The organism is Colwellia sp. C2M11 (assembly GCF_018860915.1).
Taxonomy (GTDB): Bacteria; Pseudomonadota; Gammaproteobacteria; order Enterobacterales; family Alteromonadaceae; genus Colwellia.
This window is the reverse complement of record NZ_JAHKQD010000015.1, coordinates 1-26,249: the sequence shown is the minus strand read 5'-3', so window position 1 is coordinate 26,249 and position 26,249 is coordinate 1. Positions and strand designations below refer to the sequence as shown.

Sequence of the window (26,249 nt, the reverse complement as noted above, 5' to 3'; positions counted from 1 at the left end):
AATTGATAGAAATTTAATTTTAATTAGCCACAAGCTAATTGCTTAAGGACAATATGCACGCATCAGACAACTCACAAGACGACTTTCTATTTATCGATGATAGTGATGAAGAAGAGGTTTTAGAAGGCACTGGTGATGAAGTCTGGCAGGTTCTGATTGTTGATGACGATCCTGAGATTCATTCAGTTACTCAATTAGCCTTATCAGATTTAATAGTGCTAGGCCGACGTTTAGAGTATTTTCATGCTTATTCCGGTCAGGATGCCTGTCAAGTTATTGAAAGTAACCCCGACATCGTTTTGGTATTACTTGATGTAGTCATGGAAACTGATAGTGCTGGTTTAGCGGTTGTTAAATATATTCGTGAATCACTAAACCGCCAAGATATACGTATTGTTTTAAGAACAGGCCAACCAGGTTACGCACCTGAAGAAAGTGTTATTAAAGAATATGATATAAATGATTACAAAACCAAAACAGAGTTAACACGGCGTAAGCTGGTTACTACTGTTTATGCCGCTATTCGTTCTTATCAACAAATAGCAACGGTTACAGAAGGTAGTCTAGGCTTAGAGAAAATCGTGTCAGGATCTTCTAGCCTTCTTGAGTTACATTCTATAGTAGAATATGCGCAAGGCACGTTAAAGCAATTAACTCAGCTGATAAATCAAGATGTTCAAGGTCTATTTTGTGCTAGAGGGCAGGGTATAATAGACAATACCGATGACTTAAGTCTTTATATTATCGCGCAGCAAGATTTTTCTTCCTCTTTACCTAATCAAAAATTAGCGACTCTGGATAACGAACAAATTAATCAACATATACAAATGTGTTATATGCAAAAAGAGCATCTATACTTTAATGATTCTCTTTGTTTATATATTGCCAGAGGTGGATGTCGTGCTGTTGCCTATTTAACCTTAACGGAACCACTTAGAGATATTCAAAGACAATTATTAGAAGTATTTGTAACAGGTGTTTCTATAGGTTATGAAAATGTACATTTGTTTCAAAAGCTTAAAAGTGCAGCGTATAAAGATTGGCTAACTAATTTACCGAATAGGTTAGAATTTGTTCGTATGCTGGAGACTTTTAGTAAAGATGCACCTAATGATTATGTTGCTGCACTTATTGATTTAAATCATTTTAGCGATGTTAATGACGCTTTAGGGCAGAATATAGGTAACCAATTACTATCTGCGGTATCTCAGCGACTGCAAAGTTTATGCAGTAACTGTCAAGTTGCTCGTGTGGGCGCCGATGTATTCGGTATTATTGGCTCTCAAACAATGGTAACGCCTGATGCTTTATTGGCGTTATTTGAACACCCATTCACTGCTGGTGAGCAAAAACTGCCGATAAATGCCTGTTTTGGTTTCTGTACAAAAGAACATGCCAGTAGTAGTGGGGTAAAAGTACTTAATCAAATTAATATTGCTTTAAATCTGGCAAAGAAAAAACGTGAAACACATTTTGCTTATTATAATCCTGAGTTAGAAGATGAAACGCAATGGCGTTTAAATATGATTAGACAACTGCGAAATGATTTTTCAGAGGGACGTCTTGAATTATGGTATCAACCACAATTATCATTAAGCTCAGGTAAAGTTATTGGTGCTGAGGCCTTGCTTCGCTGGCGCACAATTGATGGTAACTTTATTTCTCCCGCAGTTTTTATTCCATTAGCGGAATACTCAGGTTTGATTGTTGAAATTGGTGAGTGGGTTATTAATCAAGCTTGTTCGCAAATTAAACTGCTAGAAGAAGAAAAATTCAACAATATTACTATCTCTGTAAATGTGTCTATACCTCAATTCAGGTGTTGTAATTTTGTGGATATCGTTCTAAATGCAACGCAAAAACATCAAATACTGCCTTGTAAACTAGAGTTAGAAATTACCGAAAATATCTTAATGGATGATCCTGAAGTAGTCATTGATGCGCTAGTTAAATTGAAAGGGCAAGGCATTAGTATTGCACTTGATGATTTTGGTACTGGTTTCTCGTCAATGAGTTATTTACAAAAGCTTCCTTTAGATCGTCTTAAAGTCGATCGTGCTTTTATACGTGATATAGCCCAAAAAGATCAGTCGGTAATTGCTGAAACAATTATCGATTTAGGTAAAAAGATGAACTTAAAGGTAATTGCGGAAGGGATAGAAGAAATTGAGCAGCAAGAAAGATTAATTGAATTAGGTTGTGATGAAGTACAAGGTTTTTATTACGCCAAGCCAATGCCTTCTGATGAATTTTTAACGTTTCTTAAAAGCCATACTTAACCATTAAACTGATATTACAGTTAGTTTAAATATCAGGTTCCATATGAATTAAAACGCAAAGTTAGTAGCCCTAAATAATGCGACTATTAACTTTACCTAATAATTCAAGACTCTTCATTTTTTGTCATTACTTTACCTGAGCGTTACTCGCTATACGTATTTCATTCCCTTGTGCTGGTTCGTCTGGAATTAGCATAGCTAAGCATAAAGAGCATAGTGCAAATCCAGCCCCTATATAGAATACCCACGTAGGTTGTACAATCCATAATATTCCTAACAACGCAGGAATTACAACAGCTGCAATATGGTTAATAGAAAAACTTACCCCTGCGGTTGCTGCAATATCTTCGGGTTGCGCAATTTTTTGAAAATAGGTTTTTATTGCGATAGCAAGTGCAAAGAACAAATGATCGATAACATATAGTGCTGCTGCAAGGTTAGGGTCTTCTACTAAGCCATAGCAGATAAATACAATAGCTAAACCAATGTATTCAAATCGTAGTATAGAGCGTTCGCCAATTTTTCCAATTAATTTCCCTATTTTTGCGGCAAATAACCAATTAAATACATAATTAATAAGAAATAAAGCGCTGATATCTGCAACACTATAATGAAATTTTTCTACCATTAAAAAGCCAGCAAAAACAACGAAAATTTGTCGGCGGGCTCCACTGAAAAAAGTGAGAGCGTAAAATAGCCAATAGCGTTTTCTGATGACAATTTTTTTTGTTTGCTCTACTTTTGCTTCAAAGTGTCTAAAGGATAACACCAGTATTAATGTGAATAATAAGCCCATACCGCCAAATAAGGTATAGGTTAGTTGATAAGACCAGTTAAAGTGCTCCATTAATAGCCAGATACTCGAAAAAGCGAGCAGCGAAGCGATTGCTTTCATAGATAACATTTTACCGAGGAAGTGTGCCGCTTTATCTTTATCGATCCATTGCAAAGTTAATGATTGGCTCAAGGTTTCATAATAATGAAAACCAACTGACATCAATATAGTTGTAATATATAGGCCTGCGACACTCGGGAAAAAACCGGTTAACAATACCCCTAAGCTAGTTATAGCTAAAGCAATTAATGCGAGTCGCTGCTCCTTAATAAAGAGTAATACATAAATTGCTGTAAAAGCTAAGAAGCCAGGTATTTCACGCAAGCTGTGTAATATACCAATTTCGACACCAGTAAAATTTGCTTTTTCTATTACAAAATTATTGAGTAGTACCATCCATACAGAAAAGACTAGCGGCATGGTAAAAGCCATCGCTAATAATAAGTGCTCAGGTTGATTAAAGCGTTTAAAAAAACTGATCATAAATGAATTTTACCGTTGGATAGTAAAGAGCTTAGCCATACTCTACGTCAATTGCTAATCAGAAACAAATTTTCTATCTGATAGCTGTACCTTATATCTTTATATAAAAAACAGCAGCTTAAGCTTATTAAAATAAAATTAATACAAACGATTAAAACAATCGTTTAAATAAATTTGCTATTCATTATATTTCAAGGCACACTCAGTCAGCTATTATTAGTTATCTATACTTTTTGGTATGAGAAAATTGACTAAAAAATATAGAACAACATCAATAATCATCAATACATCAACACCACTTTTAGGTGAAGGAGACAAAGCATGATATATCAAGGCAAGAGCCTTTCAGCCCAGTTACTAGAAGACGGCATTGTAGAACTTAAGTTCGATGCTCAAGGATCAGTAAACAAATTTGATCAAGCAACCTTTGAAGAATATAAGGCTGTTGTGGCGGCAATTAATAATTGTAGTGATGCAAAAGGCGTGATGGTTACGTCTGGAAAATCAACCTTTATTGTTGGTGCCGATATCACTGAATTTTTAAGTTCATTTAATCAACCAGAAGAACAATTAGTTTCTTGGGCTAAAAATGCTTCAGATGTTTTCGATTCATTTGAAGATATTCAGTTACCTACTATTGCAGCCATTAATGGTATTGCTTTAGGTGGTGGTTGTGAAATGACTTTAGTATGTGATTATCGTGTTGCTGATACTAATACTAGTATAGGACTTCCTGAAGTGAAGTTAGGCTTAATGCCAGGTTTTGGTGGTACTGTTAGATTACCTCGTATAATTGGTTTCGATAATGCAGCAACATGGATGTCTACAGGTAAAGCATTTAAAGCGTCAGCGGCTCTTTCACAAGGACTTGTTGATGCGGTTGTTAAACCAGAAAGTTTACGCTCAGCTGCTATTAGCATGCTTAAACTTGCTATTGCAGGAAAATTAGATTGGCGTGCAAAACGTCAGATTAAATTAGAGCCATTAACGTTATCTCAAACAGAAATGATCATGTCTTCAACTACGTGTAAAGGCATGATTGCAGCAAAAGCAGGTAAGCATTATCCAGCACCAATGGTGATGATTAATACATTAATTGCGGCTGCAGGTTTAGATCGTGCTGGTGCTATGGCGGTAGAAAATGCAGGGTTTGCTAAATTAGCAAAAACTGACGAAGCGACTGCGCAAATTGGTTTGTTTATGGCAGACCAAGTTATTAAAGGTAAAGCCAAAAAAGCAAGTAAGCTAGCGACCAAGTCTGTGAGTAAAGCTGCTGTATTGGGTGCTGGTATTATGGGTGGTGGTATTGCTTACCAATCTGCTTACAAAGGCACGCCTATCATTATGAAAGATATTAATGATCAAGCGCTAGACCTAGGTTTAAAAACGGCGACAGGCATCTTAACGAAACAAGTTGAACGTGGACGTATGGATGCTAAGAAAATGGCAGGCGTACTTAATAACATTACACCTTCTCTTAGTTATGACAGCGTTAAAGATGTTGATATTGTTGTCGAAGCGGTTGTTGAAAACCCTAAAATTAAAGGTATGGTTTTAGCAGAGGTTGAATCGGTAATCAGTGAAGATGCTATTCTTACATCTAATACGTCTACTATTTCAATTGACTTATTAGCACAAAGTATAAAACGTCCTGCAAACTTTTGTGGTATGCACTTTTTTAACCCAGTAAACAAAATGCCATTAGTAGAAGTGATTCGCGGTAAAGATACTTCTGATGAAACGGTTGCTGCTGTTGTTGCTTATGCTGCTAAAATGGGTAAATCACCAATTGTTGTTAATGACTGCCCTGGTTTTTATGTAAACCGTGTTTTATTCCCTTACTTTGCTGGCTTTAGTCAATTAGTACTTGAAGGTGCAGACTTTACTGCGGTTGATAAAGTGATGGAAAAAGAATTTGGTTGGCCTATGGGGCCAGCATATCTGCTTGATGTTGTTGGTATTGATACCGCGGATCACTGTACTGGTGTTATGTCATCTGGTTTCCCTACACGAATGACCAAAATTGATAATGATCCTGTAAGCACGTTATATGCTAATGATCGTTTAGGTCAAAAAAATGGTACCGGCTTTTATGATCATATGAAAGACAAACGTGGTCGCCCAATGAAGGTTGCTGCGCCTGTTGCTTATGAACTATTTGCTCAACACTGTGCTGCTAAAAAAGACTTCACTAGTGAAGAAATTATTGCACGTATGATGATTCCAATGGTAAATGAAGTGGTACGTTGTTTAGAAGAAGGTGTTGTTGATACTGCAGCTGAAGCTGATATGGGCTTAATTTATGGTGTAGGATTCCCACCATTTAGAGGCGGTGCGATTCGTTATCTAGAAACATTAGGTTTAAATAACTTTATTGCTATGGCTGATAAATATGCTCACTTAGGTGAAATATATCAAGTTACAGATGGTTTACGTGATATGGCTAAGTCTGGTAAATCTTACTTCACTACAGACGTTAAAACTAACGCTTAACCCGAGGAGAATAAAATGAACGAAGTTGTAATTGTAGACTGCATACGAACTCCAATGGGGCGATCTAAAGCCGGTGTTTTTCGTAATGTACGTGCTGAAGCATTATCAGCGCATTTAATGAAAGAAATTTTAAAACGTAACCCAGCATTAAATCCTGAAGATATCGAAGACGTTATCTGGGGATGTGTGAAACAAACTAAAGAGCAAGGTTTTAACATTGCACGTAATGCATCTTTACTTGCTGGTTTACCAAAATCTATTGGTGGTGTTACTGTCAATCGTTTGTGTGGTTCTTCTATGGAAGCATTGCATCAAGCAAGTACTAGCATTATGTGTGGCCAAGGTGATGTATTTTTAATTGGTGGCGTTGAACATATGGGTCACGTACCTATGATGTACGATGTTGATTTTGATCCTGCATTAAATAAGCACATCGCCTTAGCTTCTGGTAACATGGGGTTAACTGCTGAGCTTCTTGGTAAGCAACATGGTATAACGCGTGAAATGCAAGATGCATTTGGTGCTCGCTCTCATCAAAAAGCCTATGAAGCACAATTGGCTGGTCGTTGGGATAATGAAATTGTTGCAACGCAAGGTCATGACGCTTCAGGTGCGTTGACGTTAGTGGAACATGATGAAGTAATTCGTCCTGAAACTACCGCTGAAAGCTTATCTGCTTTGCGTCCAGTGTTTGATCCTGCCAATGGTACCGTAACGGCAGGCACATCTTCTGCGCTTTCTGATGGTGCTTCAGCAATGTTAGTGATGTCAGCAGCGAAAGCCAAAGCATTGGGATTAACGCCTCGTGCGAAAATTCGTGGAATGGCGGTTGCTGGTTGCGATCCATCAACCATGGGCTTTGGTCCGGTACCAGCGACGAAAAAAGCATTAAAACGTGCAGGTCTATCTATTGAAGATATTGAGTTATTTGAATTTAATGAAGCTTTTGCTGCTCAAGCACTTTCTTGTGTAAGAGCCTTAAAAGTAGAAGATCAAATGGATAAAATTAACTTGAATGGTGGTGCAATCGCATTAGGTCATCCGTTAGGTTGTTCAGGATCGCGAATTTCAGGAACCCTGATTAACTTAATGGAAGGTGAAGATGTGAGTCTTGGTTTAGCCACTATGTGTATAGGGTTAGGGCAAGGGATAGCAACTGTATTCGAAAGAGTCTAATATTTTTGTTGAAACCCTTTATTAATTGTATTGAAAGTACTCACAAATTCTTCGGGTAATAATATGAACACCCGAAGGATAACCTGAAAGGCGAAGTATCGAATGTATAGAGTAATGACTAGCGTCAACTCTGTGCTTTCGCCTGGTATAAATACTTATTACCTTTGATAATAAAGACTCAACCTTTAATGATTAGATATAAAAAAACCAGCAACTGCTGGTTTTTTTGTATTTCAAATAATTTAATTAGTTGAAATTAGCGATTAAGCAAAAACATCTTGTAAAGGTGGTACAACTTGTTTCTTACGACTGAGTACGCCGTCAAGCCATACTTTGCCATCGGTAGTTGCTTTACCAAAAGCAGCTTCGGCTAAATTTTCATTGTCACTAATAACTAGTAACTCTGAGCCTTCTTTCATTATATCTGTTAATAAAAGCATAACAGTATGGCGATTACCTTCAGCTTTAAGCTTAGCAATATCCGCTTCTAAATCAGCTTTCATATCATCAAAAATAGCTAAATCAATGACTTCTAATTGGCCAATACCAACAAGGTTATCATTCATGTTGAAATCTTTGAAATCACGTAATACAAGATCTCGTACCGGTGTTCCATCAACAGCTGATTTTACTTTAAACATTTCCATGCCTACATCTGTTGGATTGTCAATACCCGCAATTTTAGCTAAGGCTTCAACACACTTAATATCAGCGGTAGTACAAGTAGGAGATTTAAAAATAACCGTATCACTTAAAATGGCACACATCATAGCACCGGCGATATTTTTAGGAATTTCTACACCGTGAAAATCGTACATCATTTTAATAATAGTGTTAGTACAGCCTACAGGACGCACCCAAATTTCTAATGGTGTTGAAGTAGTAATGTCACCTAGTTTGTGATGATCAATAATACCTAAAATAGTAGCTTCATCAATATCATCTGGCCCTTGTGTACGTTCAGAGTGATCAACAATATATATGTTTTCACCAGCGTAACTTGTTTTAAGCTCTGGTTGTTCAAAACCGAACTTATCTAAAATAAATAAGGTTTCTGGTGTAAGCTCACCTAAACGAGCAGGAACAGTTTCCTCTCCTAAAGTCGTTTTTAAATAGGATAAAGCGATGGCTGAGCAGATAGAGTCTGAGTCAGGTATCTTGTGACCAACAACATAATTTGGCATGAAATAATCTCGGATGAAAAATAATATTAGTAATATTTTATCAAGAAAAATGTTGGCAGGATATAGTTTAACGCTATTTGTGATTAAAGTTTGCTATATGCTAAATGAGCTTGGTACATAATTTGTAATTTATGCTAGTTACTCTGTAGGTAGCTTTATAAGGCGATTTAAACTGTGTTATATATTATTTTCACGCTTAAATATTAGGTTTAATAGGTTTGTATAAGTAATATTCAGTTGGTTGATAGTCATTATTTTATCGGGGATATAACACGAGTGTTATTTTATTTTTGTAGGGAGTTGAACAAGCACACTATCATGGTGCTTGTTCAGAAGCTTAATAAGATATTTAACTATTTATAATAAGCCAAACAAGCTTCTACTTCGTTTTTAGATCCCATGATAACTTCAACACGCTGATGAATACTGGTAGGTTCAATATCCATAATTCGACCTTGACTGGTCATGGCTAAGCCGCCAGCTTGTTCAATAAGAAAAGACATTGGATTAGCTTCATACATCAAACGTAGTTTATTTGGTTGCTCAGGGTTTTTACTATCAGTAGGGTAAGTGAATAGACCTCCACGACATAATACACGGTGAATATCACCGACCATAGCGGCAATCCAACGCATGTTGAAATTTTTACCACGCGGCCCCGTGTCACCGTCAATTAAGTCTTTAATGTAGTTTTTCATTGGTTCTTGCCAGAATCGTTGATTCGACATATTGATAGCAAACTCTTGAGTATCAGTAGGTACTTGTACATTTCGGTGAACTAATAGGTATCCGCCATGGGTTCTATCAAGTACGTAGAAATGTGTACCTTTACCCGTTGTCATTACTAACAGCGTAGCAGGGCCATATAAAACATAACCAGCACAAACTTGATGATCGCCTGATTGTTTGAACATATCAGGATTGCTTGGGTCCATATCTTCAGGCGCTTTATGGATAGAAAAAATTGTACCAATTAGTGAATTGATATCAATATTTGAGCTACCGTCTAACGGGTCAAAAGAAACAAGATATTTACCGACAGGGTTACCTGCAACAGAAGTGTCTTCTTCTTCTGATGAAATAGCTTTAACAAAACCTGATTCAAGAACAATATCTTTAAATAATTCATTGGCAACTACGTCTAATTTCTTCTGTATTTCGCCTTGAATATTTTCATCGAGTGTAGAACCCATTAAGCCTCCTAAATGAGCTTGGCTAACACGAAATGAAATTTCTTTAGTTGCAGCTAAAATAGTTTTTATCAGTGAAATAAGATCTTCAGGAACATTGTCTTGGCGTAGAGCAGGGGAGAGTCGTTGCATTGGGTTACCTTATAGCGTTAAAGTTGTATACTTTACAATGGCTATTAATGAGGGTGCATTCTTGTTAATAGCAGTCTATTTTTTGAAAGTTGATAGTAATTTTTTAATTATGTATTTTGCTTTCCTCTTGATTATAACAAGTTTAACTTTGCTTTCTAAGGTTTAAACTTATTTTTATTGAGATACTACCCATTAATCATTTTAATTTAGTTTAATTAATAAGGAAAAAAATGAATTATATCAATCGACTATTATTTATATTATTTTGTGTTACTTCAACAATGAGTTTCGCTGAAAAAGCCACTGTAAGTTTTGCTGAGTTTACAAAAGGTAAAATAGCCCAACAAGGATATTTTTCATTTTATCATGATAAAAAGGAAGGAAAGGTTTATCTTCAAATTGATAATTTTGGCCAAGAATTTTTATTTCAATCGAGTTTACCTCATGGGATTGGTTCAAATGATATCGGTTTAGATCGTGGCCAACTTGGCGACACACGTTTAGTGAAGTTTGAACGGGTAGGTAATAAAGTCTTTTTAAAACAGTTGAATACTTATTATCGTGCCGATTCAGATAATTTATTAGAAAAAAAATCAATAGATGAAGCTTTTGCTAGCTCGATTATTTGGGGCTTTACCGTCGTAAATGAAACGGTTGATACGAGGAAAAACACTCAAAAAGTATTAATTGATTACACCCCTTTTTTATTATCAGATATTCATAATATTAGCCAAATATTAAAGGATAAAAAACAGGGGAATTTCAAGGTTGACAACAGTCGCAGTGCTTTATATGCAAAGCGCACTAAAGCCTTTCCTGAAAATACAGAGCTTGAAGCTATGGTTACTTTTACAGGCTCTGGCGCTGGTAGTCATTTAAAATCTGTGACACCTGACTCAAGTTCGGTTACTGTGCATTTACATCATTCTTTGATTAAATTACCTGACGATAATTATCAAACAAGAGCATTTCATCCTTTTAGTGGGTTTTGGTCGATAGCTTATGCCGATTATGCCAGTGAAATAGATGAGCCGTTAATCAAACGCTTAATTCCTCGTCATCGTTTAGCTAAGAAATATAGTGCTACAACTGGCAACAGTGTCGCGGTTGAGCCTATTGTTTATTATCTAGATTCTGGTGTTCCTGAACCAATACGTACCGCGCTTATTGATGGTGCTATGTGGTGGGATCAGGCATTTGAAAGTATTGGCTATAAGGATGCTTTTCAAGTGAAAATGCTGCCTGCTGATGCAGACCCAATGGATGTACGTTACAACGTTATTCAGTGGGTACATAGGGCAACGCGAGGTTGGTCATATGGCGCCTCTGTTATTGATCCTCGTACAGGAGAAATAATTAAAGGCCATGTGACACTTGGCTCTTTGCGTGTACGTCAAGACTATTTAATAGCGTTAGGTTTAACATCGCCATTTACTGCTAAAGATACAGATACAAGTGCGATGAAAAATATGGCTTTAGCCCGTATTAGACAGCTTTCAGCACATGAAGTTGGACATACATTAGGCATTGCGCATAATTTTGCTGCCAGTGTTAATGATAGAGCATCAGTCATGGATTACCCTCATCCTTATATAACACTTGATGAGCATGGCGAAATTGATTTATCTGATGCATATAAAGAAAATATTGGCTTATGGGATAAGTACGTTATCGCTTATGGCTATGGCGATTATCAAAATGAGCCAGAGCAGTTATTAGCATTGGTTGCTGACACACAAGCACAAGGGCTTTTATATGCTTCAGATCCTGACGCTCGTTCGTCGTCAAGTACTCAAAGTACAGGTCATTTGTGGGATAACGGCAATAATGCTGCGATTGAATTAACGCGAGTTATACAAGTACGTAAAAAAGCATTGTCAGATTTTGGTTTAAATTCCATTGCTGTTGGAACACCTTTGTCTGAATTAGAGCAAACCTTAGTGCCTATTTATAATTTTCATCGTTATCAAGTTGAGGCTGCCGTTAAATTAATAGCGGGTTCAAACTATTCTTATGAGCTTAAAAATGATACTCAAAAAGTTACTGAGCAACAGGGACTTGTTACTGTTTCTGCCGAAATGCAGCAACAAGCTTTGTCATCATTATTAGCAACACTAAGTACTGACTTTTTGACTATGCCGGCAAGTATAATTCAATTGATACCACCAAAAGCTTATGGTTATTATCGTAACCGTGAAAGCTTTAACTCACAAACAGGAATTACATTTGACCCAGTTTCGGCGGCCCAAGCTAGCGCTAAACATACCATAACATTATTATTAAACGCTGAGCGACTAGCGCGCTTAGCGCAGCAAGAAAGCTTATATTTTACTGATAGTAAAAAAGGTAAAAGGCAAAAGAGCGCTTTTTCTGTTGAGGTGTTGATTTCACAACTTATTGATAAAACAATAAAGCAACGTCCAGAAAGTGGTTTGGCGTTATTAGTACAGCAGCGGGTGAATCAACAAGTTATTGAACAACTGCTTGAATTATGGCATTCGCCAACATCAGTCCCTGAAGTGCGTAGTGCAACGCTCGCGAGTTTAAAAAACATTGAAAATTGGTTAGACGATAATAATGATGATCGCCATTATAAAAAGTTAGCAACACACTTTAAATTACTTGAGCAACAGATAGATTTTAGTTTAAGTGAAGGAAAGCGAGTGGTTATTCCTACAGAAATTACTATGCCACCTGGGTCACCTATTGGTAATTAATTGGTTAACGTTAATCAGCTTATATTAAGTGTTACTCGTTAAATTGTTGATATAAAAAAACGGCATAGCAGGAAGGAGCTGCTATGCCGTGTGCTATTGGCAAATACCTCATATATTGAGTAAATATGCCGTCAGCATTAAGCCTTTGCTGCTGCTTTAGTACTAAATAATCGCTGTAATGTCGATGTTTTAGTTAATACGATTAGGTTACCAAGTAAAACAGAGCTTAAACCAATTACTGTATATTCACTCCAAGCAAAACCTTCGACAACCGTTGAAATAAATACCGCTATAGCGGGAAAAATGATATTTGCATAAGAGGTTTTATGTGACCCAATACGCGTCATTAAACTTAAATAGCAGCCAAAAGCGATAACAGATCCAAAAAGCGATAAGTAAATTAACGATGTTAAATAAGCTGGCTCAAATGAAAAGGTAAACTGCTTACCTTGTATAATAACCGCTAGGCTAGTAAAAATAGCGCCATAAAGCATACCCCATGCATTTGCTTGTACAATAGGTACATTATTTTTTTGATTCTTAATCGATATCATATTCCCAATAGAAGCTGAAAAAGTTCCCATTAGGCAAAGACCTAGTCCAAATAGCGTGGCAACGCCTAACTCAATATCGGTTAACTGTGGCCAAAATAATGTGATGATGCCAAATAGACCAAAAGCACCACCAAAGTAAACTTGTTTTGTGATGGGGGTTTTAAAGAATAGCTTGGCATTAACAATATTCATCAACATTAATGTCGAAAAGGCAATACAAGTTAATGCCGAGTTAATATGCTGCTGCGCGTTATAAAGTAGTAAATAGTTTAATCCAAATAAACAAATACCAAAGGCTGCAAATAAGCTGTGCTGCTTGAGAGAAAAACGCATTGGTAAACGCTTTATTTTAGCAAAAGTAAATAAAATCAGGGCCGCTATGGCAAACCGGTAAGTTACTGAAGCTTCAGGAGCAACATCTCCTAATTGATAATTAATGGCAATCCAAGTGGAGCCCCAAATAAGGACAGTAATCAGGTAAAGGAAACTATTATTCATTTTGAATCTCTTTTTTGTTTAATACCTATACCAAATAAATAAAGGTAAATTTCGAAAGCGAATGACAGTATAGAGTTTATTTGTTTTAATAACATATACAAAATAATGAAAATGAAACCTATACAGTTTTTCGACTTAAAGATTGATACTATGCAATTACTTGATAAAACCTCTCCTGCTTTTTTATATCAACAAGTTATCGAATTTATTGATTACCAACAAAAAACAGGTGTTTTATTGCCAGGAGATAAGTTACCAAGTTTACGTAAGTTAAGCCGTCAATTTGAAATAAGTGTGCCTACCGTTAAGCAAGCTTATATTGAATTAGAACGTCAGGGGCGTGTTTGTGCTAGGCCACAGTCAGGTTATTACTTAATGGCACAGCGAACGCGAACATTGAAACCTATGCCAACAAAGTGGTCTCATTGTGCACCAGCAACTGTTCAGTGTCGAAATATGATAGAGCAAGTGTACGAAGCGGTACATATACCTAATACTGTTGCTTTAGGTATATCAAATCCTATCCAAGCCAATCCGCCAGATAAAACACTAGCAAGATTAATGCGTTCAGTTTTATCAAAAGTGGCAGAAAAAGCGGTGAGCTATGGCCCTGTTACAGGTGATGCTAAATTGCGTATGCAGTTAGCTTTTCGCTACCAAGAACAAGGCATTGTTATTAATTCCGATGAAATTGTTATCACGAATGGCGCGCAAGAAGCATTGTCTATTGCACTACAATGTGTTGCACAAAGAGGGGATGTTATTGCGGTAGAGTCCCCCTGCTTTTTTGGCATAATTGAATTAATTGAAACCTTAGGAATGAAGGCTTTAGAAATCTATACTTGCACAGAAGAAGGGGTTTGCTTAAGTGAACTGACAACCGCAATTCAAAAACACCCTATTAAAGCTTGTTTATTTTCTTCGGCAATAAATAATCCTTTGGGCTCAATGAAAACTGATGTGCAACGACAAGCGCTGGTGAGCCTACTTGAAAAACATGATTTGCCATTAATTGAAGATGACGTATACAGTGAACTGTACTTTACAGATAAAAAACCTAAACCGGCGCAGTTATATTCTGAAAAAGGGCTAGTGATGACGTGTTCATCATTTTCTAAAACAGCGGCCCCAGGTTATAGAATTGGTTGGTTATTACCTGGTAAGTTTGAAGAACAGGCTAAACGTGTCAAACGAGCACAATCATGCTCAACGCCAATGTTACAACAATGGACTTTAAACGAGTATATACAAAGCGGTGATTATGATCGTCATTTAAGTGTTTTGCGTAAGAAGCTAATTTACAACTGTGAACGTATGCGTGCTTTAATTGCGGAATATTTCCCAAGTGAGGTGTGTGTTTCTAAACCTCAAGGTGGAAGTGTATTATGGCTTAGGTGTCAGTCACACGTTAATACTAGTGAGTTTTTTCAAGAAGCCATAGAGCAAGGTGTAAGCTTCGCGCCAGGCGTTATATTTTCAATGTCAGGCAAGTATGCTAATTACATGCGTATTAGTTTTGGTGTGCAATGGAATGAACAAGTAGAGAATGCAATCCAAACGTTAGGTCGTTTAGTATTTAAGTATTCTCATAACGACAATATTAATAATAAAATTGATCAAAAGGACACGTTTTAGTGGAATCCGAAAATACATTTAAGGCTGAAAAGTCAGTACAGATATCACTTAAATTGCTTTTACCTTTACTTGCATCAATTATGGCATTATCACCATTAGCTATTGATCTGTATTTGCCGGCAATGCCCGTTTTAGCTGAACACTTAGCCACCGATATGCCTATGGTACAAAACTCTTTGAGCATTTACTTATTAGGTTATGCTTTGGGGCTGATTTTATTTGGTCCAATGGCAGATCAGCATTCACGTAGAAAAATGGTGATCTTTGGTATCAGTGGTTTTTTACTGGCAAGTTTATTACTGCCTTTTGCGCTAAATATTGAGCAGTTTTTATCATTACGTTTTGTACAAGCGTTTATTAGCAGTGCAGCAACCGTTGTTATTCCTGGGACAATACGAGAATATTATAAAAAAGATACTGCCAAAGGATTGTCGTATGTATCTATGATAATGATGGTAGCGCCAATGATCGCACCCAGTATCGGTAGTATCTTATTGGTAGCGCACAGCTGGCAATTAATTTTCTATGTGCTGGCTTTTTACAGTGTTGTTGTTTTAGTACTCTCTATGAAGTATTTGCCAGATGCAATTAAACCGAGTTCTGCTAATGCTAACTTGGGCACAAACAATGTAGAGCAGGTTAAAGCAATTAATTTTTTAGAACGCTATAAAATTGTCTTCTCTAATCATGAAGCTAGGTTAGATATTATTAGTTCCATGATGATTTCATTAGCCTTTTTTTCTTATATTACGGCAATTCCCTTTGTATATTTGACCGTATATAAGGTTTCAGAATTAAGTTTTAGTGTTTTATTTGGTATTAACGTTGCAGGGCTAATGACGGCTCATTTTATTAATGCGCGTTTAGTTTCTCGTAAAGGCTCAAGAAAAATGTTGCGTTATGGCTTAATTATCTCGCTGATTTCATCAGCATCCTTGGTTATCGTAAACCTTTTATCAATGTCTGTTGTGTTCACTGTGTTATCTATCTTGCCGTTAATGGGCAGTATTTCAATGGTTGCTGTTAATTCTGACGCTTTAGTTTTTACTAAGTTTCCTGAACAATCTGGCACTGCAACTGCAGTAATAGGCACTTTGCGTTTCGGTGTTGGTGCTTTAGCTGGACCAATTTTAGCCTACTTTTATGATGGTAGTGCGTTACCTTTCGCAGGGTTAATGTTTTCTTCTGTGTTATTGGTGCTTTTATGCCAATTAATTATTAGTATAAATGAACAACAGAAAAAAATAGCGTAAAATATCAGTATTAAGATCTTAGTATTAGGCTGTCAGTGATAAGGATAAAAAATGAAAAAAGTTGCGGTAATTTTAAGTGGTTGTGGTGTTTATGATGGTAGTGAAATCAATGAAACAGTACTAACGTTACTGGCTATTGAACAAAATAATGCAAGTTATTGTTGTTTTGCACCTAATATTGAACAGCATCATGTGATTAATCATTTAACTGGCGAGGTCAGTGAGAATGAGAGTCGTAATGTGTTAGTTGAATCAGCTCGTATGGTACGCGGTAATGTTGACGATCTATGTGAATTACGAGTACAAGACTTCGATGCTATTATTGTGCCTGGTGGTTTTGGTGTTGCAAAAAATTTATGTAACTTCGCACTAGATGGCGATAATTATCAAGTAAACGACCAAGTGTTATCTGCCTGCCAAGCATTTGCAAAGGCAGAAAAACCTGCTGGTTATATGTGTATTGCTCCGGCTATGTTGCCATTAATTTACCCTAAAGGAGTACAAGGGACTATTGGTACTGATAGAGATACTGCATCGTTAATTACTGCCAAAGGATTGATACATAAAAATTGTGGTGTTGACGATATTGTTATTGATGAAACGCATAAGCTAGTGACAACGCCTGCTTACATGCTCGCTACTTCAATAAGTGAAGCAGCCTCAGGTATTAACCGTTTAGTACATAATGTTTTGGCTTTAGTTAAGTGATAAACAAGGTGATAAAAAACGGATCATTATTTGTTTTTTACTTTTTTTCCAGCTGCTTACTTTCAGGTAAATCTTATGCTTTACCTAGTAATGCAGCTAGCCAATTATCCGTTAATAAAACATCGAACTCTCCTATGACAGCCAAAAGCAATAATTCAATACAACTTTCTGACTTTGAAAAACAATTAGCAGCTAAAATGGCACTTGATATCCGTTATTTTTGCTCAGAAAAACCGATGAATACTACTGGGCGTTGTTTAGAGCCGGTGACTGAATTACCGAAAGCCTTAGCTGATGCTATTACGACAACGGGTATTGGGAGTGTAGTGCTTTTTGCTGAAAACTTATCAACAACAAAACAAATTATTCAGTTAACGCATGATTTACAAGCAGCAGCAGTTAAGTCAGATTCGCAACAACCGTTAATTATCTCTATTGATCAAGAAGGTGGCAGAGTAGTGCGTTTGCCTCAAGCCACATCATTTGCAGGTAATATGGCAATAGGTGCTACTTATCAATCTAAAGGTATCGAATTTGCTACGCAAACGAGTATGGTTATTGCTAAAGAGTTAATGTTATTAGGAATTAACAACAACTATGCTCCTGTTGTTGATGTGAATACTAATGCGATGAACCCGGTTATTAACACACGTTCTTTTGGTGAAGATCCAAAGCTTGTTGCTGAATTAGGCGCAGCAGTTGTTAATGGCTTACAAAATCAGGGGATCATGGCAACGCTCAAACATTTTCCTGGTCACGGTGATACTCATATTGATAGTCATTTAGGATTACCTCTTGTTGAACATGATTTAGCGACGATAGAAAGTAAAGATTTAACGTCATTTGAGTGGGCAATTAAACATAGTGATCCTGCGATGATCATGACTGCACATATACAATACCCAGCATTAGATAATTCAACGATTGCCAACCTTAAAGGCGAAAAAATTATTCGACCAGCAACAATGTCTCGAAAAATACTGACTGATTTGTTAAGAAATAACATGGGATATAACGGTATTATTGCGACAGATGCACTAGATATGGCAGGTATTGCGCATTATTTTAATGAAGTGACCGCCGTGGTCGAAACCTTCGTTGCAGGCGCTGATTTAGCCGTAATGCCGTTTAAAATAAGAAAAGTTGAAGATATTGATAAATTTAAGTTATTTGTTAAGGCTGTTGCTGAAGCATTACAACAAAAAATTAATAAAGATGAATTTTCAATAGCGGAAGTTAAACAGTCTGTTCAGAGAATAAATAGCTATAAACGAAAATATATAGCGCTACCAGAAATGTCTCTAGATAAGAGAGTTACGTTAGCAGAGCAGTATATAGCACAAGAACAACATTTATTGCTTGAACAAGCCTTAGCAGATAACGCTGTGGTGTCACTGATTGAAAATCAAGACAAGTTCCCAGTGGATGTTGAGCGTATTTCACGTATTCATTTGTTTGTACTGAATTGGCAAGAGTTTCGCGCTTTAAAAGCAGCGATCATTTTTCATTGGCAAAGCTTAAATCAATTAGCACCACAAATTAGCGCAACAGTGGTCGCAGAGCGTGATGCACAATCACAAATACATCAAGGTGATAAATTAGCTAAAGCCGATCTTATTATTGCAACAGTTGATACTAAGATAGCGAGCGCAGTTGATATTGGTGGCGCAGAAGATGTATTAACTCAAGCGTATGTTGCTAATAAACAAGGTAATGTGAGTTATGAGCAGTTACTTGCTTACCAGTTACAACAAGCTAAGCAACGAAAAGTAGCGAGTATGTTGATTGCTAAAGGGTCGCCTTACTTATTAACCCCTTATACTAAGCTAGCAGACTCAATTCTAGTGACATTTGACGATAGAATTTATAACAACAGTAATGATATAGCATACAGCCCCGGTTATCAGACGAGTATTGCTATTATGTTAGGTAAGCAAAAAGCATTAGGAGTATTACCGGTTAGTCTACCGAAATATAGTGAGTTATTACTTAACTGATAAAAGAAAGCCCATAAAATACAAAATTTCATGGGCTTTAGTTTTGAATATTCAAGTTTACACTAAATTTGCACTGACGATCACTGTGCTAATTCTAATTAGCACAATCTAATAAAAGGTATCACCTTTATTATGTGCTTGTGGATCTTCGATAAGTTCTTCAAACTCCACTTCAAAATTATTGTTATTGTAAGTATCCGCCATGTAGATTGTTCGGGTTGAGCCATCTATCCAAGTGACAGTGCCGCTACCCTTTCGACTACCGCATTTCATACCTATATGTATCTCATTAAATTCCATGACCTTCCTACCTCCTAATGTTAACACTGATATTTAGACGACGCTATGAATGGTTAGTTCATTTTTTAACCAATATTTTTAATGTGTCGCTTGTTTTAAAACAAATTCAACTTGGTTGTTTTTTATACTGTTCAGGATTCATTATAGAGATAATATTAATCTTTACTAGTGCATTCTAGGGTAAATACTCATTACCAAGGGTGCAACATTTGCTAGCCCCCGTTACCGTTGACATACTGCTTAATAACTTTTTGTCATAAGCAAAGGCCAGCCAGGCAAAAGCTATTGCTTCTAATTGATCTCCATCTATATCTTTTTGATTAGTAAGAAGAAGTTTGTAATTTTTATAGTGTAGAGCCAGTTGTTTATCTATGGTATCTTTTAAAATTTTATTATGAGCACCGCCGCCACAAAGGTATATTTTAGTGCTAGCTTCATTGTTAGGACTGTGCTGCTTAATTGCGTCAACAATAGTTATCGCTGTTAACGCGGTAAGCGTTGCTTGCACATCTTCATTGCTAATGTGAGTGAAGTTAGTTAGCTGGCGCTTTAGCCATGATAAATGGAAATATTCTCGACCAGTACTTTTGGGATGAGGAAGTTGAAAGTAATTGTCAGATAAAAACAGTGTTAGCAATTCAGCATTAATTTGACCTTTTCTTGCCCAATTACCATTCTCGTCATATTTCGTTTTACTGTGAGGGTTATGTAAGCTAAACCAGTCATCCATCAATGCATTACCTGGGCCTGAATCATAACCACAAACTTCTTGCTTATCAGTTGCAGGTAAAAAAGTAAGATTGGCTATACCGCCTATATTAACAACAAAAACATCAGCACCATTATCACTGCTCTGACGCTCACTAAAAATGGTTTGATGAAAAGCCGGTACTAACGGAGCTCCTTGTCCTCCTAATGCCATATCTTTGCGGCGAAACTGCCCAATGACACGAATATTCGTCAAGGTTGCTAATGTTTGATTGCAGCCAATTTGTAAAGTAAATGGGTGGGTTATCAGTGGCCTGTGACGAATAGTTTGACCATGGTTACCAATGGCAATAATGTCGGAATAATTCAATTGTTGCTGTATTAAAAAGTTGTTAACTGCAGCGGCAAAGAGTTTTGCTAACTCAACATCTAATGCAAAGGCACGATCAATTTCATTATTAGTAGGATTATAAAGCGACTGAATTTTTTCTGCTGTTTCATTACTATATGCTTGATAGTAACTAGCGTGATGTTTAAGTAGGTTATTCTGATCGAAGGAAACTAAAGCCAAATCAATGCCGTCAGCACTTGTGCCTGACATTAAACCAATATAGTAGGTAGGCGCGTTTGAAGTACTTAATTTTGTATTAATCTTCATTTTTAGGTGTTTGCTCCTCGGCAATACTTACAGCCAAAACGATACGTTTTGAATCGTCCAGCTCTTTTAAACGTTGTTTCGAAATTGTGGTAAATTCAGCTTTAAATTCTTTAGCGATTGGTTTTGAATCAGGCAGTTTTACTGTTCTAGGATTACGGTGTACACCATTAAGTAAAAACTCATAATGTAAGTGAGGTCCTGCAGCCAACCCTGTTGCGCCTACATAACCAATAACTTGCCCCTGTTTTACACGTTGACCTTTTTTAACCGCTCGTTTTGAAAAATGTAAATACTTAGTTACTATGCCATTACCATGCTGGATAAACACATAATTACCATTGTATTTGTTATAAGTTGAATGCGTAACCTTACCATTGCCTGCTGCTACTACTGGAGTACCTGTTTTCGCTGCATAATCAACTCCTCTATGCGCTTTCCAACGCTTTTGTACTGGGTGAAAGCGTTTAGGTGCAAAACTAGAACTAATATACTTAAAGTTTACGGGAGCTCTTAAGAAAGCCTTACGCATACTTTTGCCACCAGGAGTATAATATTCACCATCAGTAAATCTTACTGCTTGAAATGGGTCTTTTTGGTTAATAAATTCGGCAGCTAAAATATTTCCTGTACCAATGTATTCGCCTTCAACATATTTTTTCTCATAAATTACATGAAAACTATCGCCTGCACGTATATCTAAAGCAAAATCTATATCCCAACCAAAAATATTAGCAAGTTCAATAATTTGTCGATCACTTAAGCCGGCAGCTGTTCCTGCATTCCAAAAATTTGAATTAATCGTTCCGTGTGCATAATCTTGTGTAATATCAACAGGTTTACTTTCTTTATGTGATTGATAGCTATCACCGACAAGATTGATATACAAAGTATCTGTTTTTGATAACGGATATTCAAGCGCTGTTATTTTTTGTTCATTATTGGTGGCAATGCGCAGCGTATCGCCGACGTTCATTTTGAGTAGTAGTTTACTGTCTTTCCCTTTAGCACTACTAACAGCATAAGTATCTTGCGCACTAAACCCTAAGCGTTTAAATATTCTTGCTAATGAATCTCCGCTACGAACTTTCACGGTTTGCCAAGACATGTCACTTTGTTGTTCTGAATTTACTGTTGTGGTTAGGTCATTTTCATCGGTTAGTTGGTTTTCTGGTGATGGTACAGCGGTAGGGATTTCTATCTCAACCGGTGTGGAAAGTGGTTGTTCAGCTGAAGATTTTTCAGGAATTGCTACTTGGTAACGCTTACCAACCTCAAGGCTTTGCTTATTTGTTTTGTTGGTTAATTCATGCTTACTTGGCAGCAATATTATGAACAAAGTTAATATTGATATACTAATAATTATTGCACGATGTTTTTTGGGTAATTGTTTAAAATTTGTCAGTAAGCTAAGAAAAACTTTATGAAGTGTTTTTAATTGTCGTTGTATTATTTGTTGTTTATTCACGGAGATAAGTGTTTACTTTATATTGGTAATAAAAATACGACAATTGTCGCTAATTCATAACAATTTGATTTTATTGGAACGGGGGAAATTAAATCAAATTAGTATCGTCTCGCACTATATCAAAGTTTTTAGCAAAGTTTTCAGAAAAATTTTTATAAAAGTTGTTACAAAAAATGGCTACATCGATTTTTATACTGTTATGTAGCAGATAAAATGAGTAGAATTCAGCCATTGAAATAAATATATAGCTAGCCAATGGAGCTAAAAATGACGGATGTAAGTCAAGCGTTTGCAGAATTGAAGCGCGGTTCAGAAGAAATATTAGTAGAAGAAGAGTTACTCGCAAAACTTAAAACAGGTAAGCCGTTAAAAATTAAAGCAGGATTTGACCCTACAGCCCCAGACCTACATTTAGGTCACACTGTTTTAATCAATAAATTACGCCAATTTCAACAGCTAGGTCATGATGTTATTTTTCTGATTGGTGATTTTACCGGTATGATAGGTGACCCAACGGGTAAAAATGTTACCCGTAAACCACTTACTAAAGAAGATGTACTCGCCAACGCTGAAACTTATAAAGAGCAAGTGTTTAAAATATTAGACCCAGCTAAAACCACTGTGGCATTTAACTCTACTTGGATGGAAAAATTAGGCGCTGCAGGTATGTTGCAGTTAGCTTCCCGTCAAACGGTTGCTCGCATGATGGAGCGTGATGATTTTAAAAAGCGTTATGCCAATGGCCAGGCGATTGCCATACATGAATTTATGTATCCACTTGTGCAGGGCTGGGATTCAGTAGCACTTGAAGCTGATGTTGAGTTAGGCGGCACAGATCAAAAGTTTAACTTGTTGATGGGGCGTGAATTACAGAAGTCTGAAGGGCAACGTCCACAAACTGTATTAATGATGCCTTTACTTGAAGGCTTAGACGGCGTGCAAAAAATGTCTAAGTCATTAGGGAATTACATTGGTATTACTGATAGTCCATCAGATATGTTTGGTAAAATCATGTCAATTTCAGATGTACTTATGTGGCGTTATTATGAGCTATTGAGCTTTAAGCCTTTAGCTGAAATTGAAGGCTATAAAACTGAAATCGAGCAAGGTAAAAACCCACGTGATGTTAAAATTGATTTGGCAAAAGAATTAATAGCACGTTTCCATGATGAAGCAGCAGCAGAAGCGGCTCATCACGAATTTATTAACCGTTTCCAAAAAGGTGCAATGCCAGATGAAATACCAGAGCTTGAATTAGTTGTTGAAGGTGGTGAAATCGCTATAGCTAACTTATTAAAAGAGGCTAACTTAGTTGGCAGTACTTCTGATGCTTATCGTATGATCAAGCAAGGTGCTGCTAAAATCGATGGTGAAAAAATTACCGATAGAAATTTAGTGATCGTAAGCGGTAGTAATGCGATCTATCAAGTTGGTAAACGCAAATTTGCGCGAGTAAGTGTTAAATAACTAGTCGACGCAATATCTTCTCAAAATAAGCCAATCACTTGATTGGCTTATTTCTTTTTATTACTACGCAATATATTCTTAACGCCAAACGTTCAATACTATTAATCATTCCATTTCATCTATAGCTATTTAAATAGCTCAGTATTGTTGATTTTTTTGATATTTAACGTGATATAAGCTTTTATTTGGTATCACTTTTTCTTAATATACCTTTGAATAAAGGTAACTGATTGACGAAACTGGACTAACCGTTTTGATTTGGAATAGTAAAACTTAGGGAATGAAACACAAAACATTATGACTAATATATATATTAAAAAATTAAAGAAACTTTCGAGCCATATCATTATTACTCTCCTTATAGGGTGCTATATATTTACGGCTCAGTCTCGCGCCGCAACTGTAGAAAACTTTTCTCGCCATTTAGAATATTACGATATGAAAATATCCCCTGATGGTAAGTATTTAGCCGCATCGGTGAATGTTGATGGTGATAAAAGTTTAGTCTTTTTAGATGCTAAAACGTATGAAGTAACATATATACTTAATTCTGGAGGAAAAAACCAAGCTGCTGATTATTACTGGGTCAACAATGAACGTGTAATCATCCAACTAGAGCAGTTACGTGGTTCGTTAGAAGAGCCTATTAACTTAGGTGAACTCTACGCGATTAATTATGACGGTCGAAAAGGGAAAATGATTTTTGGTTACCGCTCAAAAGCCGGTATTGTTTTATCAGGTCATGCAGGTTTTCTAATTGATATTTTGAAGGAGGATGATAAAAGTGTCTTAATTTCAAAGCAACTTCTATCACGTAAATCTGATGTGCTTCCTCAGGTTGTTAAGTTAAATGTATATTCAGGTAAAGAAAACCGCCTGAAAACTGCCCCTATTCCTTATAGTAAATTCCTTGTTGATAATGATGGTCAACCACGCTTCGTTGCTGGGGTTGATAATGACTACAACGTTAAGCTTTTTTATTCAAAAGATAGAGATAGTGAATGGCAAGCGTTTGGTGAAGATTTTAACGGTGAATTTACACCGATTTCTTTTTCACCAGATAATGAAAGTGTTTATGCATTAAAAGCTGAAAATGGTGAAGCAAAAGGATTATATAAATATAACCTTGCAACAAAAGAAGCAAAGTTGCTTTATAAAAGTAAGCTTGTTGATCCCACCCATGTCATTCAATCGAATGTGAATAGTGTCTTTGGTTTACGTTTAGATGAAGATTATCCGAGTTATATTTACCTAGATGATGATAACGAGGAAGCGAAAATACATAAAGCATTATATGGTGCTTTTAAAGGAAGTAAGATTGCTATCACAAGTAAAACAAGAGATGGTAATACTATTATCGTTAAAGTTAATAGTGATAGAAACCCCGGCTCTTTTTATTCCTTCAATACTAAAACGATGGCAGCAAAGCATTTATTTAAGAGTGCTTCTTGGATTAAACCTGAAGAAATGTCACCGGTAGAGCCTTTCAGAATAAAAACGCCTGACGGACTAACGTTAAATGGCTTCTTAACCTTACCTAAAAATAAAACCAAAAACCTACCTACCGTTGTTCTTCCTCATGGCGGCCCACATGCGAGAGATTATTGGGGATATGACCCACAGGTACAGATGTTAGCTAATGCAGGGTATGTTGTTGTACAAGTTAATTTTCGGGGTTCTGAAGGCTATGGTAAAGCCTTTATGGAAGCTGGTTACACAAATTGGGGAACTAAAATTCAAGATGATATTTTACTAGCACTTAATTATGCGGTTCAAGAAGGTATTACTGATAAAAATAGAGTTTGTATTTTTGGTACAAGCTTTGGTGGCTACAGTGCTTTACAAAGTGCAGTTAGAACGCCTGAGTTATTTAAGTGTGCTATAGGTTATGCCGGTGTATATGACTTACCAATGTTATACAAAGAAGGGGATATAACGTCGCTTAAATGGGGCGGAGCATTCTTAGATACAACATTAGGTACTGATGTAGAGCAACAACGTGAGAACTCGCCTGTATACCACGTAGATAAATTAAAAGCGCCGGTACTGATTATTCACGGTGAAGATGATCAAAGAGCACCTATTGAGCATGCAGAAAAATTAAAAAAAGCGCTTGATGAACATAAACACCCTTATGAGTGGTTAGTAAAAGATAAAGAAGGTCATGGTTTTTATAATGAAGCTAATATTTTGGAAGCAAATAAGAAAATACTTTCTTTCTTAGAAAAACATATAGGTACTTAAATTAGTTCGATAAATCACTAACATTATGTAATCTTGTTGGCCTGAATGAAAGAGGACAGTCACTTAAATTTTAGATAAGTTAAAGCGAGTCTTAAAGTTAACCAATTAACCTCTAATTAGTTTATTAATCATTAGCCGACTCAATATAACTACCTCTTTAACTGAATTTACGTTGATTTGTAGTTTTTATAAAGTACAGATGTTACTGAGCCGCCTTAGTAATATCTGTACTTCGATTTATATTGTATTTTTATTGTTTCTAAACCGTTGAGG

At 36.4% G+C, this 26,249-nt stretch carries 17 protein-coding genes; 10 read left to right on the top strand and 7 right to left on the bottom strand.

Annotated features, from left to right (window positions below; genetic code table 11):
* Positions 1-53: 53 nt before the first annotated feature.
* Positions 54-2,279: an EAL domain-containing protein gene (locus KO509_RS04810; protein WP_215972152.1), complete on the top strand. Its 2,226-nt coding sequence runs from the start codon at positions 54-56 to the stop codon at positions 2,277-2,279.
* 127 nt (positions 2,280-2,406) lie between these two features.
* Here the strand turns inward: KO509_RS04810 and KO509_RS04805 are convergent, their stop codons facing one another.
* Entirely contained in the window at positions 2,407-3,597 is a 1,191-nt protein-coding gene (locus KO509_RS04805; protein WP_252727391.1) for an MFS transporter, read from the bottom strand.
* Between the two features lie 321 nt (positions 3,598-3,918).
* Here KO509_RS04805 and fadB point away from each other — a divergent pair, with 321 nt between their 5' ends.
* Positions 3,919-6,090, top strand: a complete 2,172-nt coding sequence (gene fadB / locus KO509_RS04800; protein WP_215972151.1) for a fatty acid oxidation complex subunit alpha FadB — start codon at positions 3,919-3,921, stop codon at positions 6,088-6,090.
* Between the two features lie 15 nt (positions 6,091-6,105).
* Complete coding sequence (gene fadA, locus KO509_RS04795; protein ID WP_215972150.1) at positions 6,106-7,266, top strand: acetyl-CoA C-acyltransferase FadA; 1,161 nt, start codon at positions 6,106-6,108, stop codon at positions 7,264-7,266.
* A gap of 263 nt (positions 7,267-7,529) precedes the next feature.
* Here the strand turns inward: fadA and KO509_RS04790 are convergent, their stop codons facing one another.
* Both KO509_RS04790 and KO509_RS04785 read right to left on the bottom strand, forming a co-directional pair.
* Positions 7,530-8,450, bottom strand: coding sequence for a manganese-dependent inorganic pyrophosphatase (locus KO509_RS04790; protein ID WP_215972149.1), 921 nt, complete (start codon positions 8,448-8,450; stop codon positions 7,530-7,532).
* Between the two features lie 353 nt (positions 8,451-8,803).
* Positions 8,804-9,772 (bottom strand): class 1 fructose-bisphosphatase, encoded by a 969-nt coding sequence (locus KO509_RS04785; RefSeq protein ID WP_215972148.1) that lies wholly within the window; start codon positions 9,770-9,772, stop codon positions 8,804-8,806.
* 230 nt (positions 9,773-10,002) lie between these two features.
* Between KO509_RS04785 and KO509_RS04780 the strand changes: the two genes are divergently transcribed.
* Entirely contained in the window at positions 10,003-12,489 is a 2,487-nt protein-coding gene (locus KO509_RS04780) for a zinc-dependent metalloprotease (protein ID WP_215972147.1), read from the top strand.
* Positions 12,490-12,626: 137 nt separating this feature from the next.
* On the opposite strand, the gene KO509_RS04775 is transcribed toward KO509_RS04780, so the two are convergent.
* Entirely contained in the window at positions 12,627-13,541 is a 915-nt protein-coding gene (locus KO509_RS04775; protein WP_215972146.1) for a DMT family transporter, read from the bottom strand.
* Between the two features lie 150 nt (positions 13,542-13,691).
* On the opposite strand from KO509_RS04775, the gene KO509_RS04770 reads away from it, so the two are divergent.
* From KO509_RS04770 to KO509_RS04755, 4 genes are read left to right on the top strand one after another with little or no spacing between them, the layout of a single operon-like run.
* Positions 13,692-15,176, top strand: coding sequence for a PLP-dependent aminotransferase family protein (locus tag KO509_RS04770; protein ID WP_215972288.1), 1,485 nt, complete (start codon positions 13,692-13,694; stop codon positions 15,174-15,176).
* Entirely contained in the window at positions 15,176-16,429 is a 1,254-nt protein-coding gene (locus KO509_RS04765; RefSeq protein ID WP_303495274.1) for a multidrug effflux MFS transporter, read from the top strand. The genes KO509_RS04770 and KO509_RS04765 overlap by 1 nt, the downstream gene beginning before the upstream one ends.
* A gap of 51 nt (positions 16,430-16,480) precedes the next feature.
* The gene (elbB, locus tag KO509_RS04760; protein ID WP_215972145.1) at positions 16,481-17,137 is read left to right on the top strand and encodes an isoprenoid biosynthesis glyoxalase ElbB; all 657 of its coding nucleotides are present in this window, start codon (positions 16,481-16,483) and stop codon (positions 17,135-17,137) included.
* 8 nt (positions 17,138-17,145) lie between these two features.
* A complete protein-coding gene (locus KO509_RS04755) occupies positions 17,146-19,134 on the top strand; it encodes a glycoside hydrolase family 3 protein (RefSeq protein ID WP_215972144.1) in 1,989 nt (662 codons plus the stop codon).
* Between the two features lie 108 nt (positions 19,135-19,242).
* Here the strand turns inward: KO509_RS04755 and KO509_RS04750 are convergent, their stop codons facing one another.
* The 3 genes from KO509_RS04750 to KO509_RS04740 all read right to left on the bottom strand — a co-directional run bounded on the left by KO509_RS04750 (position 19,243) and on the right by KO509_RS04740 (position 22,265).
* Positions 19,243-19,407, bottom strand: coding sequence for a hypothetical protein (locus KO509_RS04750; RefSeq protein WP_252727390.1), 165 nt, complete (start codon positions 19,405-19,407; stop codon positions 19,243-19,245).
* A 202-nt stretch (positions 19,408-19,609) separates the two neighbouring features.
* Positions 19,610-20,800, bottom strand: a complete 1,191-nt coding sequence (locus tag KO509_RS04745; protein ID WP_215972142.1) for an anhydro-N-acetylmuramic acid kinase — start codon at positions 20,798-20,800, stop codon at positions 19,610-19,612.
* Positions 20,790-22,265: a peptidoglycan DD-metalloendopeptidase family protein gene (locus KO509_RS04740; protein ID WP_303495273.1), complete on the bottom strand. Its 1,476-nt coding sequence runs from the start codon at positions 22,263-22,265 to the stop codon at positions 20,790-20,792. The genes KO509_RS04745 and KO509_RS04740 overlap by 11 nt, the downstream gene beginning before the upstream one ends.
* A gap of 267 nt (positions 22,266-22,532) precedes the next feature.
* Between KO509_RS04740 and tyrS the strand changes: the two genes are divergently transcribed.
* Together tyrS and KO509_RS04730 are read left to right on the top strand one after the other, a co-directional pair.
* Positions 22,533-23,732, top strand: a complete 1,200-nt coding sequence (gene tyrS, locus KO509_RS04735) for a tyrosine--tRNA ligase (protein WP_215972141.1) — start codon at positions 22,533-22,535, stop codon at positions 23,730-23,732.
* A 438-nt stretch (positions 23,733-24,170) separates the two neighbouring features.
* Complete coding sequence (locus tag KO509_RS04730; protein ID WP_252727389.1) at positions 24,171-25,976, top strand: S9 family peptidase; 1,806 nt, start codon at positions 24,171-24,173, stop codon at positions 25,974-25,976.
* The last annotated feature ends 273 nt before the right edge of the window (positions 25,977-26,249 follow it).

Bases quoted from the DNA above. Each gene is read 5' to 3' on its own strand.
- KO509_RS04770 (WP_215972288.1), top strand. From the start codon at position 13,692: ATGCAATTACTTGATAAAACCTCTCCTGCTTTTTTATATCAACAAGTT.
- KO509_RS04745 (WP_215972142.1), bottom strand. From the start codon at position 20,800: ATGAAGATTAATACAAAATTAAGTACTTCAAACGCGCCTACCTACTAT.
- KO509_RS04775 (WP_215972146.1), bottom strand. From the start codon at position 13,541: ATGAATAATAGTTTCCTTTACCTGATTACTGTCCTTATTTGGGGCTCC.
- KO509_RS04730 (WP_252727389.1), top strand. From the start codon at position 24,171: ATGAAAATATCCCCTGATGGTAAGTATTTAGCCGCATCGGTGAATGTT.
- KO509_RS04780 (WP_215972147.1), top strand. From the start codon at position 10,003: ATGAATTATATCAATCGACTATTATTTATATTATTTTGTGTTACTTCA.
- fadA (WP_215972150.1), top strand. From the start codon at position 6,106: ATGAACGAAGTTGTAATTGTAGACTGCATACGAACTCCAATGGGGCGA.
- KO509_RS04750 (WP_252727390.1), bottom strand. From the start codon at position 19,407: ATGAAATGCGGTAGTCGAAAGGGTAGCGGCACTGTCACTTGGATAGAT.
- elbB (WP_215972145.1), top strand. From the start codon at position 16,481: ATGAAAAAAGTTGCGGTAATTTTAAGTGGTTGTGGTGTTTATGATGGT.
- KO509_RS04790 (WP_215972149.1), bottom strand. From the start codon at position 8,450: ATGCCAAATTATGTTGTTGGTCACAAGATACCTGACTCAGACTCTATC.
- KO509_RS04810 (WP_215972152.1), top strand. From the start codon at position 54: ATGCACGCATCAGACAACTCACAAGACGACTTTCTATTTATCGATGAT.
- tyrS (WP_215972141.1), top strand. From the start codon at position 22,533: ATGACGGATGTAAGTCAAGCGTTTGCAGAATTGAAGCGCGGTTCAGAA.
- fadB (WP_215972151.1), top strand. From the start codon at position 3,919: ATGATATATCAAGGCAAGAGCCTTTCAGCCCAGTTACTAGAAGACGGC.
- KO509_RS04805 (WP_252727391.1), bottom strand. From the start codon at position 3,597: ATGATCAGTTTTTTTAAACGCTTTAATCAACCTGAGCACTTATTATTA.
- KO509_RS04785 (WP_215972148.1), bottom strand. From the start codon at position 9,772: ATGCAACGACTCTCCCCTGCTCTACGCCAAGACAATGTTCCTGAAGAT.